14 protein-coding genes are annotated in these 14,950 nt (G+C 72.4%); all 14 read right to left on the reverse strand.

The features are described 5' to 3' along the window. Nucleotides 1-47: 47 nt before the first annotated feature. Nucleotides 48-743 carry a DNA-3-methyladenine glycosylase gene (locus tag LCG91_RS13805; RefSeq protein ID WP_224441746.1) on the reverse strand — a complete coding sequence of 232 codons (696 nt, stop codon included), beginning with the start codon at nt 741-743 and terminating at the stop codon, nt 48-50. Continuing rightward, complete coding sequence (argH, locus tag LCG91_RS13810; RefSeq protein ID WP_058750806.1) at nt 740-2,188, reverse strand: argininosuccinate lyase; 1,449 nt, start codon at nt 2,186-2,188, stop codon at nt 740-742. The genes LCG91_RS13805 and argH overlap by 4 nt, the downstream gene beginning before the upstream one ends. Nucleotides 2,189-2,276: 88 nt before the next feature. Next, nucleotides 2,277-3,380, reverse strand: coding sequence for an argininosuccinate synthase domain-containing protein (locus tag LCG91_RS13815; protein ID WP_058750720.1), 1,104 nt, complete (start codon nt 3,378-3,380; stop codon nt 2,277-2,279). A gap of 20 nt (nt 3,381-3,400) precedes the next feature. Continuing rightward, nucleotides 3,401-4,390, reverse strand: coding sequence for an ornithine carbamoyltransferase (gene argF / locus LCG91_RS13820; protein WP_082687762.1), 990 nt, complete (start codon nt 4,388-4,390; stop codon nt 3,401-3,403). Further along, nucleotides 4,387-5,610: an acetylornithine transaminase gene (locus tag LCG91_RS13825; protein ID WP_058730014.1), complete on the reverse strand. Its 1,224-nt coding sequence runs from the start codon at nt 5,608-5,610 to the stop codon at nt 4,387-4,389. The genes argF and LCG91_RS13825 overlap by 4 nt, the downstream gene beginning before the upstream one ends. Then, nucleotides 5,607-6,644: an acetylglutamate kinase gene (gene argB / locus LCG91_RS13830; RefSeq protein WP_058730013.1), complete on the reverse strand. Its 1,038-nt coding sequence runs from the start codon at nt 6,642-6,644 to the stop codon at nt 5,607-5,609. Before argB ends, LCG91_RS13825 begins: the two co-directional genes overlap by 4 nt. Then, nucleotides 6,644-7,843, reverse strand: coding sequence for a bifunctional glutamate N-acetyltransferase/amino-acid acetyltransferase ArgJ (gene argJ, locus LCG91_RS13835; protein WP_224441747.1), 1,200 nt, complete (start codon nt 7,841-7,843; stop codon nt 6,644-6,646). Before argJ ends, argB begins: the two co-directional genes overlap by 1 nt. After that, on the reverse strand, nt 7,840-8,937 hold the full coding sequence (locus tag LCG91_RS13840; protein WP_058750718.1) for an N-acetyl-gamma-glutamyl-phosphate reductase: 1,098 nt from the start codon (nt 8,935-8,937) through the stop codon (nt 7,840-7,842). Before LCG91_RS13840 ends, argJ begins: the two co-directional genes overlap by 4 nt. A gap of 71 nt (nt 8,938-9,008) precedes the next feature. Continuing rightward, nucleotides 9,009-11,501, reverse strand: a complete 2,493-nt coding sequence (pheT, locus tag LCG91_RS13845; RefSeq protein ID WP_224441748.1) for a phenylalanine--tRNA ligase subunit beta — start codon at nt 11,499-11,501, stop codon at nt 9,009-9,011. After that, nucleotides 11,501-12,541, reverse strand: a complete 1,041-nt coding sequence (gene pheS / locus LCG91_RS13850) for a phenylalanine--tRNA ligase subunit alpha (protein ID WP_058750716.1) — start codon at nt 12,539-12,541, stop codon at nt 11,501-11,503. Before pheS ends, pheT begins: the two co-directional genes overlap by 1 nt. Before the next feature lie 71 nt (nt 12,542-12,612). Beyond that, a complete protein-coding gene (locus LCG91_RS13855; protein WP_224441749.1) occupies nt 12,613-13,476 on the reverse strand; it encodes a TrmH family RNA methyltransferase in 864 nt (287 codons plus the stop codon). Nucleotides 13,477-13,547: 71 nt separating this feature from the next. After that, nucleotides 13,548-13,931, reverse strand: coding sequence for a 50S ribosomal protein L20 (rplT, locus tag LCG91_RS13860; RefSeq protein WP_058730008.1), 384 nt, complete (start codon nt 13,929-13,931; stop codon nt 13,548-13,550). 28 nt (nt 13,932-13,959) lie between these two features. Further along, complete coding sequence (gene rpmI / locus LCG91_RS13865; RefSeq protein ID WP_022903519.1) at nt 13,960-14,154, reverse strand: 50S ribosomal protein L35; 195 nt, start codon at nt 14,152-14,154, stop codon at nt 13,960-13,962. A gap of 78 nt (nt 14,155-14,232) precedes the next feature. Next, nucleotides 14,233-14,892: a translation initiation factor IF-3 gene (gene infC / locus LCG91_RS13870; RefSeq protein ID WP_082687698.1), complete on the reverse strand. Its 660-nt coding sequence runs from the start codon at nt 14,890-14,892 to the stop codon at nt 14,233-14,235. Nucleotides 14,893-14,950 lie beyond the last annotated feature (58 nt).

A 14,950-nucleotide genomic window follows, 5' to 3' on the forward strand; every position in this document is an offset into this window, starting at 1 on the left:
GCGACCGGCGGGCCGGTGGCGACGGCCGGGAGGCGCGGCCGACCCCGTCAGTCGACCGCGCGCTGGTGCCGTCGGTACGCCGAGACCGTCGGGTCACCGGTCGACCAGGAGCGCCAGGGGAACGTCGCCCCACCGGCGACACCGGCGACGCCGGTGCGCGGTCCGACGGAGATCCGCCGGACCGGAGCCGCGCCCGCGGGACCGGCCACCGTCTCGCGGAGCAGCTCCGCGACCACGTCGGCCGGGTCGGCGGTGGTGAGCCGCGCCTCCAGGCCGGGTGCGAGCGTGAGCCGGAACGGTCCGGATCCGTCGAGGAGCGAGGTCCCGTCGTCCTCGCCGAGCACGGCGCCGAGGGCCCGCCCGAGGTTGCCGGGACCCCGGGCCAGGGCGACGTCCGTGACGGACGGGCCGCGGCGCGCCCGGGCCACCTCGATGCCGTCGACCACCTCGGCGGCGCGCAGGAGCGAACCGGACGAGGTGCCCTCCGGCCCGCTCACCACGTTGACGCAGGTGTGGATGCCGTACGAGCGGTACGCGTAGAGCGTTCCCGGCGGCCCGAACAGGTGCCGGTTGCGTGGTGTCGGGCCGCGGTGGCCGTGCGAGCCCGGGTCGGTCGGGCCCCAGTACGCCTCGACCTCGGTGATGCGCAGCGTGACACCGCGTCCCGCGATCGTCGCGCCGAGCAGTGCCGGTGCGCAGATCGGGGCGGGCTCGGCCAGGAGCGTGCGCAGCCCGTCGGTCATCGGGTGAAGGGTGCGCCCTCGGCCAGGTCGTGGACGCGGCGGGTCAGGGCGGCGAGCTGCTCCGCGACGCGGTCCGGCGCCGTGCCGCCGACGCCGGCACGCGACGCGACGCTGCCCTCGATCGTGAGGACCCCGCGGACCTCGGGCGTGAGGTGCTCGGACACGGAGCGGTACTCGTCGTCGCCGGGCTCGTCGAGCTCGACGCCGCGTTCCTCGCAGTACCGGACCAGCGCGCCCGAGATCTCGTGGGCGTCGCGGAAGGGCACGCCCTGCCGGACCAGCCACTCGGCGACGTCGGTCGCGAGCGAGAAGCCCTGCGGCGCGAGCTCGGCCATCCGCTCGGTGTCGAAGGTCAGCGTCGCGACCATGCCGGTGAAGGCCGGGAGCAGCACCTCGAGCTGGGCGACCGAGTCGAAGACCGGCTCCTTGTCCTCCTGCAGGTCGCGGTTGTACGCGAGCGGGAGGCCCTTGAGCGTCGTGAGCAGGCCCGTGAGGTTGCCGACGAGTCGACCCGACTTGCCGCGCGCGAGCTCGGCGATGTCCGGGTTCTTCTTCTGCGGCATGATGCTCGAGCCGGTCGAGAAGGCGTCGTGGAGTCGGACGAAGCCGAACTCCTTCGTGTTCCAGAGGATGATCTCCTCGGCCAGGCGGGACACGTCGATGCCGATCTGCGCGAGGACGAACGCGAACTCGGCGACGACGTCGCGGGCGGCCGTGGCGTCGATCGAGTTGTCCGCGGGTCGCGCGAAGCCGAGCTCGCGGGCGATCGCCGCCGGGTCGAGTCCGAGCGAGCTCCCCGCCAGGGCTCCGGCGCCGTAGGGGCTGACGCTCGCACGGTCGGCCCAGTCGCGGAGCCGCTCGAGGTCGCGGACGAGCGGCCAGGCGTGCGCGAGGAGGTGGTGGGCGAGGAGCACCGGCTGGGCGTGCTGCAGGTGGGTGCGACCGGGCATGATCGCCGCGGGGTGCTCGCTGGCCTGCTGGGAGATCGCGTCGACGAGGTCGATGACGAGCCGCCCGATCCGCCGACCGTGGTCGAGCATGTGCATGCGGCCCAGGGTGGCGATCTGGTCGTTGCGGCTCCGACCGGCCCGGAGCTTCCCGCCGAGTTCCGGTCCGAGGTCGGCGATGAGCAGGCGCTCGAGGGCACCGTGGACGTCCTCGTCGGAGTCGTCCGGCTGCAACGCGCCCGTCGCGTGCGCGTCGGCCAGGCGGTCGAGGCCGGCGGTCATGCGCTCCAGCTCGTCCTCGGTCAGGTAGCCCGCGGCCTGCAGGGCCCGGGCGTGGGCACGCGACCCGGCGATGTCGTACGGAGCGAGCTGCCAGTCGAACTGCGTCGACCGGGACAGCGCGGCGAGTTCGGCGCTGGGGCCGTCGGCGAAGCGGCCACCCCAGAGGGCGCCCGTGTTCGTGGCGTCGGTCTTGCTGGGCTGCGTCGCGTCGGTCATGTCGTCCTGCCTGGGAGGGGGTGCTGGTCGGTGGTGCGGAGTTCGTGGGGCGGGGGTCGTGCGGCGGGGTTCGTGCGGCGGTGCGCCGTCAGTTCGCGCGGTCACGGCGTGTGGCGGTCCGCGTCGGCCGGGCCCGGACGTCGGCGAACCCGGGGCCGGCGGTGGTCGCGACCCCGGCGAGCTCGAAGTCGAGCAGGCTCTGCTCCGACCGGCGCCCGGTGACGGCGGCGACCCCGCCGTGCAGCCGGAGCCGCACGTCGCCCGAGACGTGCCGCTGCGTCTGCTCGACGAAGGCGTCGAGCGCGCGGCGGAGCCCGCTCGCCCACCGACCGCCCTCGACCAGGTCCGCCCACTCGCGGTCCACGCCGTCCTTGACGCGCAGCACCTCGCGTTCGAGGGTGATGCGTTCGAGGTCCCGGTGTGCCGCGACGAGTGCCGTCGCACCCGGCGTCTCCGCCAGGCGGCGGGCCTTGCGGCCGTCGAGCAGGTCGACGACGAGGTCGTGGCGACCGATGCCGTGGCGGCCGGCGAGGGCGTCGAGCTCGCGCAGGAGGCGCAGGACCGGGAAGCGCTGCCCGTCGAGGGCGACCGGGACACCGTGCTCGAAGGTCACGGTGACCTCGTCGGGCTCGGGGTCCGGCTGCGCGGCCGGGTCAGCGGTCCGCGCCCAGGCCGCCGCGTCGACCGCAGCCCACGGGTCCTCGGGATCGGGTTCGGCGACCAGGCGGCCCCAGACATCGTGCTCGGTACCGCCGACCGGCACGACCCTGGCCGGCACCGTGAGGACCCGGAGGTCGGGGTCGTGCCCGGCGACCGTCGTGGTGAGGGCCACCTGGTCCGGCGCGGACGTGAGGTGCGCGACCGCGACGGCACCGAGCTGCCGCGCCGTCCGGGCCAGGTGGTCGGCGACGATCGGCAGACGCAGCGACGGCACCAGCGGTCGACCGGGACCGCCGGCGTTCGCCTGCACGGCGCCGACGACGTACCGGTCTGCGTACTCGGTCTTCGCGTCGACCACCAGGGCGTCGGCCGCGCCGGCGACCCGCATGCGCTCGCGCACCGCATCGACCTCGCGCGAGCGACCGCCGAGGTCGACCACGAGGGCCAGGACCTCGTGGTCGACGGCGAAGTGCTCGACGGCCGCCGCCGGGTCCACCCCGGCGGAGCAGGCGACGACGATGCGGTCGGTCACGGGACTCCTGTCGAGCGGGGTCAGGCGGTCGGGCTGGTCGCTGCGGTCGCGGTGGCCGGAGCGCTGGCGGTGGCCGGTCCGCCCGTCGCGTTCGTGGCCAGGAGCCAGGCGAGCAGGGCCTTCTGCGCGTGCAGGCGGTTCTCTGCCTCGTCCCAGATGATGCTCCGCGGCCCGTCGATGACCTCGGCGGTCACCTCGAACCCGCGGTCAGCCGGCAGGCAGTGCATGAACACGGCGTCGTCGGCGGCGTGCCCCATCAGCTCGTCGTCGACGCGGTACCCCGCGAAGGTGTCGAGTCGCGCCTGCTTCTCGTCCTCCTTGCCCATCGACACCCACGTGTCCGTGACCACGACGTCGGCGTCGGCGACGGCCGCGACCGGGTCGGTGACGACCAGGACGGACCCACCGGTCTCGGCGGCGCGACGCTCGGCGTCGGCGACGACCCGGGGGTCCGGGCTGAACGCGGCCGGCGCGGCGACCCGGACGTGCATGCCCGCGGTCGCGCCGGCGAGCAGGTAGGAGTGCGCCATGTTGCACGCGCCGTCACCGACGAAGGCGACGGTCTGCCCGGCGAGCGTGCCGCGGTGCTCACGGATGGTGAGCAGGTCCGCCAGGAGCTGGCAGGGGTGGAAGTCGTCCGACAGGGCGTTGACGACCGGCACGCGCGTGCCCGCAGCCATCTCCTCGAGCCCGGACTGGGCGTAGGTGCGCCACACGATCGCGGACACCATGCGCTCGAGCACCCGGGCGGTGTCGGACGGGGTCTCCTTGCCGCCGAGCTGGCTGTTCGCCGTCGTGATCACGAGCGGGCTCCCGCCGAGGTCGGAGATGCCGACGTGGAAGGACACCCGCGTACGCGTCGACGACTTGTCGAAGATCACCGCGACGGTCTGCGGACCGGCCAGCGGCTTCTCGCCCCAGCGGTCGCCCTTCATCCGGGCGGCGAGGTCGAGGATCGCGGACTGTTCGGCCTGGGTCAGGTCGTCGTCGCGGAGGAAGTGGCGGGTCATGCGGAGGTCTCCTGCTCGGCGGCGACGGCCGCGAGGCTCTGGCCGAGGATCGACACGAACTCGTCGATCTCGGCGTCGGTCACGATGAGCGGCGGTGCGATGCGCAGGCTCGACTCGTTCGGGGCGTTGATGATGAGGCCGCGCTCGAGGGCGGCGGCGTTGACGGCCGGGCCGACGGGGGCGGTCAGGCCGACGCCGACGAGCAGGCCCGTGCCGCGGACCTCGTGCACCAGCGGGGAACCGAGGGCGGCGATGCCGGCTCGGATGCGCTCGCCCTTGGTGACCGCGCCGGCGACCAGGTCGGCGCGTTCGATCTCCTCGAGCACCGCGTTCGCGACGCGGGTGCCGAGCGGGTTGCCGCCGAACGTCGAGCCGTGCTGGCCGGCCGAGAACAGCTCGGATGCCCAGCCGAACGTCACGAGGGCGCCGATCGGGAACCCACCGGCGATGCCCTTCGCGATCGTCACGGCGTCCGGGGTGAACCCGTGGCCCTGGAAGGTGAACCAGTTGCCGGTCCGACCGACACCGGTCTGGATCTCGTCGAGGATGAACAGCGCGCCGTGCTCCTCGGTCAGGCGCCGTGCGGCGAGCAGGAAGCCCTCGGGCAGGTCGACCACGCCGGCCTCGCCCTTGATCGGTTCGAGGATCAGTGCGGCGACGGTGTCGTCGATCGCCGCTTCGAGCGCCTCGACGGTCGAGTCGATGTGCTCGACACCGGGGACCATCGGCAGGAAGTCCTCCTGCAGCGCGGGCTTGCCGGTGAGGGCGAGCGCGCCCATCGTGCGCCCGTGGAAGCCCTGCTTGAGCGCGAGGATGCGGGTCTTCCGACCGTCGGCGCCCTTGTTCAGCCGCGCGAGCTTGAACGCGGCCTCGTTCGCCTCGGCGCCGGAGTTGCCGAAGTACACGCGGCCCGCGTCGCCGGCCCCGGTGATGCGCTTCAGGCGCTCGGCGAGCTCGAGCTGCGGCGGCGTCGCGAAGTAGTTCGACACGTGCACGAGCTTCGCGGCCTGGTCGGCGACGGCCTCGACGAGTGCCGGGTGGGCGTGCCCGAGGGAGTTCACGGCGATGCCCGCCAGGAAGTCGAGGTACTCGTTGCCGTCGACGTCCCACACCCGACAGCCCTGGCCGTGGTCGAGCATGATCTTCGGCGGGGTCAGGGATCGCATGAGCGACGCCCCGAACCGGTCGTTCCAGGTCTGGGTCTGCGTCTCGGTGCTCACTGCTCGGTCCCCTTCTGCGTCGTGCTCGTGGTGTGGACTGCTTCGTGTCGACCCGGGTCCGCCGCGGACTCGGGCACCCGTCGGCCGACCTCGGCGTGGGTGTTCTGGTTCTCGGTGCGGCGGCTCGGGTCCGGGATCACCTCGGTGCCCGCTCCCCGCAGGGTGAACACCTCGAGCAGGATCGAGTGCGGGATGCGCCCGTCGATGATGGTCGCGCCACCGACCCCGCCGACCACGGCGTCGAGGCACGCGGTCATCTTCGGGATCATCCCCGACTCGAGGCTCGGCAGCAGCTCGCGCAGCTCGTCGACGGCGATGAGGTCGATGATCGAGTCGCGGTCGGGCCAGTTGCGGTACAGGCCGGGCACGTCGGTCAGCATCATGAGCTTCGCGGCGCCGAGTGCGATGGCGAGGGCGCCGGCCGCGGCATCGGCGTTGACGTTCAGCGCCTGGTCCGGGTGGGCGTCGTCGATCGCGATGCTCGAGACGATCGGGATGCGTCCGGCCTCGATCGCGGCCAGGACACCGGACGGGTCGACGTGCGTGATGTCGCCGACGTGCCCGAGGTCGAAGTGCTCCCCGTCGACGACGACGCCCTTCTTCTCACCGGTGAACAGCGAGCCCCCGTCGCCGAAGACGCCCACGGCCAGGCCGTCGCCGTGCTCGTTGACGAGGTCGACGATCTCGCGGTTGACCTCGCCGGCGAGCACGTCGCGCACGACCGTGATCGCCTCGGTCGTCGTCACGCGGTAGCCGCCGCGGAACTCGGACGCGATGCCCTGTTCCTTCAGTGCTGCCGAGATCTGCGGGCCGCCGCCGTGCACGACGACCGGGTGGAGCCCGGCGTAGCGCAGGTACACCATGTCCTCGGCGAACGCGCGCTTGAGGTCGTCGTTCACCATCGCGTTGCCGCCGAACTTCACGACGACGGTCTTGCCCGAGAACCGCTTCAGCCACGGCAGGGACTCGATGAGCGTGGCGGCCTTGACGGCGGCGAGCTCGTGCTCTTCTTCCTTGGTCAGGTCGTCGCTCATCAGCTGGAGTACGCGCTGTTCTCGTGGACGTAGTCGTGCGTCAGGTCGTTCGTCAGGATCGTCGCCGCGTGCACGCCGACCCCGAGCTCGATCAGGACGTGGGTGTCGCGCGGGGTCAGGTCGACCTCGTCGATCGGCCGGTCCGGTGCGCCGGCGTGGCAGACGCGGACGCCGTTCATGCTGACGTCGACCGCGTACGGGTCGAACTCGGCGTCGGTGGTCCCGATCGCTGCGAGCACCCGGCCCCAGTTCGGGTCGTTGCCGAACACGGCGGCCTTGAACAGGTTGTTCCGGGCGACGCTGCGGCCCACCGTGACGGCCTCGTCCTCGGACACCGCGCCGGTGACCTCGATCATGATGTCGTGGCTCGCGCCCTCGGCGTCCTGCTGGAGCTGGCGGGCGAGGTCGGCGCAGACCGCGGTCAGTGCTTCCTGGAAGTCGCCGACCTCGGGGGTGACCCCGCTGGCACCGGACGACAGCAGCACGACGGTGTCGTTCGTCGACATGCAGCCGTCCGAGTCGACGCGGTCGAACGTCACCCGGGTCGCGGCGCGGAGTGCCTGGTCGAGCTGGTCGGGCGTCTGCACCGCGTCGGTGGTGATGACGACGAGCATCGTGGCGAGGCCCGGCGCCAGCATGCCGGCCCCCTTCGCCATGCCGCCGACCGTCCAGCCGTCCTCGGTCACGACGGACTGCTTCGGCGTCGTGTCCGTCGTCATGATCGCGGTCGCTGCATCGGGGCCGCCGTCCGCCGAGAGCGCGTGGCTCGCGAGGTCGACGCCGCGCAGGACGCCGTCGCGGAACGTCTGGTCCCCGCGGCCGATCAGCCCGGTCGAGCACACGACGACGTCACCGGCGCCGATGCCGAGGGCGTCCCCGACGGCCTCGGCCGTCATGTGCGTGGTCTGGAAGCCGAACGGGCCGGTGAAGCAGTTCGCGCCACCGGAGTTGAGCACCACGGCCCGGGCGACACCGTCACCGACGACCTGGCGCGACCAGATCACCGGGTGCGCCTGCGCGCGGTTGCTCGTGAAGACCGCCGCCACGGCGGCGTCGGGGCCGTCGTTCACGACGAGGGCGACGTCGGGCTTCCCGCTCGCCTTGAGTCCGGCGGTCACCCCGGCTGCGCGGAACCCAGCGGCCGCGGTCACGCCCTGGAGGCCCGCCGCGGCCTGGTCCGTCGAGGTCACGTCGGTCACGGTGCGACTCCGTCCACGCTCAGGCCGAGGGTCTCCGGGAAGCCCAGGGCGATGTTGGCCGACTGCACGGCCGCGCCGGCGGTGCCCTTGGCCAGGTTGTCGAGGGCGCTCACGGCCACCACGCGGCCGGCGGCCTCGTCGACGGCGATGCCGACGAGCGCCGTGTTCGCGCCGACGGTGTCCGCGGTGCGCGGGAACTCGCCCTCCGGGAGCAGGTGCACGAAGGGCTCGTCGGCGTAGGCCTGCTCCCAGGCGAGCCGGACGTCGCGGGCGCTGACCCCGGGCGAGAGTCGTGCGGTCGTGGTCGCGAGGATGCCGCGTGCCATCGGGACGAGGACGGGCGTGAACGAGATCCGGACGTCACCGGCCCCCGCAGCGACCAGGTTCTGCTGGATCTCCGGGATGTGCCGGTGGGTGCCGCCGACCGCGTAGGCGCTGGCGGACCCCATGATCTCCGACGCCAGGTAGGTGGTCGCGAGCTTCTTGCCGGCGCCGCTCGGTCCGACGCTCAGCACCGCGACGAGGTCGTCCGTCTCGACGAGTCCGGCCTGGACCCCGGGCTGGATGCCGAGCGTCACGGCCGTCACGTTGCAGCCCGGCACCGCGATCCGCTTCGTCGTGGCGAGCTCCGTGCGCTGCCGACCGAGCCCGGTGATGTCTTCGACGTCACGCCACTCGTCCGCGGTGCCCGGAGTCGGGGCCGCGTGGAGCAGCTCGGGCAGGCCGTAGGTCCACGCGCCGTGGTACTCGCCGCCGTAGAACGCGTCCCACGCCGCCGGGTCGGTCAACCGGTGGTCCGCGCCGCAGTCGACGACGAGGGTGTCGTCGTCGAGCTCGGCCGTGATCGCGCCCGACTGTCCGTGCGGCAGCGCGAGGAACACCACGTCGTGCCCGCGCAGGTTCGCCGCCGTCGTCTCCACCAGCGTCAGGTGCGCCAGCGACCGCAGGTGCGGCTGCGTGGCGATGAGCGGCTGTCCCGCGTTCGAGAAGGCCGTCACCGTCCTGACGTCGAACTCTGGGTGGGCGGCGAGCACGCGCAGGAGCTCACCGCCCGCGTAGCCGGAGGCTCCCGCCACGGCGACGGATACGGACATGGGTTCCACCTTTGGTCGGACTGGTCGTCGAGAGAGTCGGAGGCGGCGGCCCCGGGCGGTGATCCGGTGGATCAGTCGCGCAGGGTCGCCCCGAATCGCTCGCCGGCACGTCGGACGGCGCCGTCACGGGCCTCGGAGGCCTCGGCAGCGGTCAGCGTGCGGTCCGTGGCACGGAAGCGCAGGGCGAACGTCAGGGACTTCTGTCCCTCGTCCACGCCCGTGCCCCGGTAGTCGTCCACGAGCCGAGCATACTCCAGCAGCTCTCCGGCGCCAGAACGGACGGCGTCGAGCACGTCACCCGCCGGGACGTCGACCGCGACCACGAGGGACAGGTCCTGCGTCGCCGCCGGGTAGGACACGATCGGCGCGACCGCGACGAGCTCCGGCGCCGCCGCGACCAGCGCGTCGAGGTCGATCTCGACGACGGCGACCACGCGCGGGAGCACCGCGGCCTCGGTCAGGACGGGCAGCAGCTCGCCGGCGACGCCGACGACGGTGTCGCCGACCAGCAGCGAGGCCGCACGCCCCGGGTGCAGGGACGGGTGGCTCGTCTGGGCGACCCGGAGCTCGACACCGACCGCCCAGGCGACCTCGCGGGCGACGTCGAGCGCGTCCGCGATGCCGTACGGCTCCGGCTGCACCCCGGGCTGCTTCACGACACGGTTGCCGGTCAGCAGCGCCGACACGTGGAACGGCTGGGGCGGGAGCGACGCGTCGAGCGCGGCGAGGGTCTCCCGATCGGGTCGAGCCGCACCGGCGGGCACGGTGGCGGTCCCGAGCTGCGCGTCCGTCGTCGGCAGGAACACGCGCGAGGTCTCGTACAGGGCGACGTCGACGAGCCCGCGCGACACGTTCCGACGTGCGGCGTCGACGAGGGCCGGCACCCCGCTGCGACGGAGCAGCGACTGCTCGCTGTCGAGTGCGTTCGCGAGCACCACGCTCGGCCCACCGTCGCCGTCGATGCCCGGGTAGGCGTCCTGCGTCGACTGCGAGACGAACGGCGCGGTCACGACCTCGACGAGGCCCTGCGCTGCGAGGGCGGCGGACACGCGACGGCGGGCCTGCTGGTGCCGGGTCAGACCTCGTCCGGGCGGCGCGATCGGCAGGACGCTGGGGATGCGGTCGTAGCCGACGATGCGGGCCACTTCCTCGACCAGGGTGGTGTCGTCGGTGAGGTCCGGTCGCCAGGACGGCGGCGTGACGACGAGCAGCTCGCCGTCGACGTCGACCGTGGCACCGATCGCACGGAGGGTGTCGATGACCTCGGCGTCGGTGTACTCGACACCGACGAGCTCGGCGGGTCGGGACGCACGCATCGTGATCGTCGGGCGGGGCGCGGTGTCGACGAGCGTCGACCCGAGGGCGTCGGCCGTGCCGCCCGCGAGCTCGACGAGGAGCTCGACCGCGCGGTTCGCCGCGGCCTCGGCCACGAGCGGGTCGACCCCGCGCTCGAAGCGCTTCGACGCCTCGCTCGGCAGCTTGTGCCGACGGGCCGTCCGGGCGATCGAGACCTGGTCGAAGCCCGCGGCCTCGATCAGCACGTCGGTCGTCGTGTCCGAGATCTCGGTACGGGCACCGCCCATCACGCCGGCGAGACCGACCGGGCCCTCGTCGTCGGTGATGACGAGGTCCTCGGGGTCGAGCGTGCGGGTGGTGTCGTCGAGCGTGACCAGGGTCTCCCCCGCCGCCGCGCGACGCACGCCGAGGCCGCCGCGGACCTTCGCGAGGTCGTAGCCGTGCAGGGGCTGGCCGAGCTCGAACATGACGTAGTTCGTGATGTCGACGGGCAGCGAGATCGAGCGGACGCCCGCCAGTGCCAGTCGCGACACCATCCACGCCGGTGTCTTCCGGGTCGGGTCGATCCCACGGACGACCCGCGTGACGAAGGTGTGCGCGCCGACGCGACCGCGGACGGGCGCCCGGTCGTCGATCGTCACGCGGAAGCCCTCGCCCGAGCGGGGCGTCACCCGGTCGGCGGGGTCGTGGAAGCTCGCACCGGTGGCGTGCGCGTACTCGCGGGCGACGCCGCGCATGCTCATCACGTAACCGCGGTCCGGGGTCACGTTGATCTCGACCGCGGCGTCGTCGAGGCCGAGCAGCGCGATCGCGTCGGCCCCGACCTCGGGCTCCATGGCGAGGTCGGCGAAGCGCAGGATGCCGTCGTGCTCGTCGCCGAGCCCGAGCTCGCGTGCCGAGGCGATCATGCCGTCGGACACGTGACCGTAGGTCTTGCGCGCGGCGATCGGGAACGGGCCGGGCAGCACCGCGCCGGGCAGCGTCACGACGACGAGGTCGCCCACGTCGAAGTTGTGCGCGCCGCAGACGATGCCGCGGGGCTCGCCCTCGCCGACGTCCACCTGGCACCAGTTGATCGTCTTGCCGTTCTTCTGCGGCTCGGGCTCGCGCTCGAGCACACGTCCGACGACGATCGGACCGGTGAGGTCGTAGGTGTGGACGTCCTCTTCCTCGAAGCCCACCGACACGAGTGCCGCGTGGACGTGCTCGAGGGAGACGTCGTCGGGCAGGTCGACGGACTCGCCGAGCCAGCGGAGTGGGACGCGCATCAGACCACCGTTCCGAACTGCTGCGAGAAGCGGACGTCGCCCTCGAGGAAGTCACGCATGTCGTTCAGGCCGTTGCGGAACTGCAGCGTCCGCTCGATGCCCATCCCGAACGCGAAGCCCTGGTACTCGTCCGGATCGATGCCGGCCGCCCGCAGGACGTTGGGGTTCACCATGCCGCAGCCGCCCCACTCGACCCACCGCGGGCCGCCCTTGGCGTTCGGCTGCCAGACGTCCATCTCGGCGCTCGGCTCGGTGAACGGGAAGTAGTTGGGGCGCAGGCGGATCTGCGCCTCGGCGCCGAAGACCTGGCGCGCGAAGTGCTCGAGCGTGCCGCGCAGGTGCGCCATCGTCAGACCCTTGTCGATCGCGATGCCCTCGACCTGGGTGAAGACCGGCAGGTGGGTGGCGTCAAGCTCGTCGGCGCGGTACACGCGTCCCGGGGCGATCACGTAGAGCGGCAGGTCGCGGGACAGCAGGGAGCGCACCTGCACCGGGGAGGTGTGCGTGCGCATGACCAGGTGCCGGTCGACCGGCTCGACGAAGATCGTGTCGGCCATCGCCCGCGCGGGGTGGTCCGGGTCGAAGTTCAGCGCGTCGAAGTTGAACCACTCGTGCTCGAGCTCGGGGCCCTCTGCCACCTCCCACCCCATGCCGACGAAGATGTCGGCGACGGTCTCGTTGAGGACCGAGAGCGGGTGACGGGAGCCCGGCGCACGACGGACCGGCAGCGCGGTGACGTCGACCCGCTCGGCCTCGAGCCGGGCGCGCTCCTCGGCCTCGGCCAGGACCGACTCGTGCTCGGCGATCGCGGCGTTCACCTGACCGCGCGCCTGGCCGACGAGCTTGCCGGCCGCTGCCTTCTGCTCCTTCGGCACGCTGCGCATCGACGCGTTCATCCGCGCGAGCGCCGACTGCTCGCCGGTGTGCTCGGCCCGGGCCTGCTTCAGCTCGGCCACGGTCGTCGTCGCGCGGACCGCGGCGAGGGCCCGGTCGACCGCGTCGGCGACGGCCGCTTCGCTGATCTCGAGGTGTTCTGACACGAGGCCCAAGCCTACCGGCCCCCGGGATACCGCCGTCCTGCACTGGGCGGACGGTGGAGGAGCAGGACGGGTCAGGGCGTTGTGGAGGAGGAAGCCACCCGCTGCGCGAACGCCGACTCGTACAGGCACACCGAGGCGGCCGTCGCCAGGTTCATCGACTCCGCCCGGCCGTAGATCGGGACCTTCACGGCGCGGTCGACCAGCTCGAGGTCCTCCGTCGTCAGTCCGCGGGCCTCGTTGCCGAACACCCAGGCGGTCGGGCCGTCGAGCATGCCGTCGGCCCGCACGTCCGGCAGGTCGTCGCCGGAGACGTCGGCGGCGAGGACCGTGTACCCGAGCGCCCTGGCCCGGGCGACCGTGTCGGCGAGCGTCACCCCGACCGAGACCGGCACGTGGAACAGCGACCCCGTGGTCGAGCGCACCACCTTCGGGTTGTACGGGTCGACCGACCGCCCGGTGAGCACGACGGCGTCGGCACCCGCCGCGTCGGCGGCGCGGATGATCGTGCCCGCGTTCCCCGGGTCCCGCACCTGCTCGAGGATCGCGACCAGACCGGGCAGGGCGCCGTCCGTGGCGGACGCACCCCGTGCCTCCAGGCCAGGTCCGGCGTCCGGGAAGACCTCGCGCACCGACGTCGGGAACTGCTGGCACACCGCGACGACCCCCTGCGGGGTGACGGTGTCCGCCATCGTGTCGAGCACCTGCTCGGTGACGAACCATGTGTCGACCGGTGCGTCGTCGAGCCCGTAGCGGGCGGCTGCCGTCGGCGTGACGTACAGCTCCCGCAGGAGCTCGGGACGGTACTCGATCGCCTCGCGCACGGCCTGCGGCCCCTCGAGCAGGAAGAGCCCGGTGTCGGCACGGACGTCCTTCTTCGCCAGGGCCGCGACGGCCTTCACTCGTCCGGCACGGGGGTTCTCGAGGAGATCGCTCACGGGTCCAGTGTCGCAGCATGCACGAAGCCCCCGCTCCGAGGACGGAGCGGGGGCTTCGGGAGCTGGCGTGACTACGCGGCCTTCGGGGCCGAGGTGTCGGCCGGCAGGGCCTTCTTGGCGGTCTCGACGAGCGCCGCGAACGTGTCGGGGTTGTTCACCGCGAGGTCCGCGAGGATGCGACGGTCGACCTCGACGCCGGCCAGGTTCAGACCCTGGATGAGGCGGTTGTAGGTGAGGCCGTTCGCACGCGACGCAGCGTTGATGCGCTGGATCCAGAGGCGACGGAACTCGCCCTTCTTGGCGTGGCGGTCCCGGTACGCGTAGACGAGGGAGTGGGTGACCTGCTCCTTGGCCTTGCGGTAGAGCCGCGAACGCTGGCCGCGGTAGCCCTCGGCGCGCTCGAGGATGACGCGGCGCTTCTTGGCGGCGTTGACCGCTCTCTTTACTCGTGCCATTGATCTGTTCCTTTACGTTTCCGCCGGCTCAGTGGCCGAGAAGCTTCTTGACGTTCTTCGCGTCGGCCTTGGCGAGGACCTGGTCCTCGTTCAGGCGGGCCTTGCGCTTGGCGCTCTTGACCTCGAGGTTGTGACGCATACCGGCCTGCTGCTTCATGATCTTGCCGCTGCCGGTGACCTTGAAGCGCTTCTTCGACCCGGAGTGGGTCTTCTGCTTGGGCATCGTGGTGCCTTTCCGTGGGGTGGGTGGGTGGGCCGCGCCGTTGCGGTGGGAGCGTTGCGCGCGGTGGTCCGGAGGGACCTACTCGGCGGAGGTCTCCGCCGGCGCGGACTCGGTGGCCTCGTCGGCCTCCTTGCCCTTCGCCGCGTGCTCCGACGCACGACGCTCGGCCTTCTGCGCAGCACGCTTCGCGTTCTGCTCGCCCTTGACGTCGGACTTGTTCTTGAGGGGGGCGATGATCATCGTCATGTTGCGGCCGTCCTGGGTCGGACGCGACTCGACGACGCCGAACTCGGCGATCTCCTCCGCGAACTTCTGGAGGAGACGGACGCCCTGCTCCGGACGCGACTGCTCGCGACCACGGAAGAGGATCATCGCCTTCACCTTGTCGCCGCCGAGGAGGAAGCCCTCGGCGCGCTTGCGCTTGGTCTCGTAGTCGTGCGTGTCGATCTTCAGGCGGAACCGGACCTCCTTGAGGTCCGTGTTCACCTGGTTGCGACGCGCTTCCTTGGCCTTCTGCGCTGCCTCGTACTTGAACTTGCCGTAGTCCATGATCTTGGCCACGGGCGGCTTCGAGTTCGGGGCGACCTCGACCAGATCCAGTTCGGCTTCCTGCGCGAGACGCAGGGCCATGGCGATCGGGACGACGCCGACCTGCTCACCCTGGGGGCCGACGAGTCGGACCTCGGGAACGCGGATTCGGTCGTTGGTGCGGGGATCGGGAATGCGGAGCTCCTTCAATCAGGTGGTGGCCGTCCGGCGCTGCTGCGCTGGACGACGGCACGAGAGAGGAGATCTG

The sequence above is a fragment of the Curtobacterium sp. TXMA1 genome (genome assembly GCF_020162095.1).
Taxonomy (GTDB): Bacteria; Actinomycetota; Actinomycetes; order Actinomycetales; family Microbacteriaceae; genus Curtobacterium.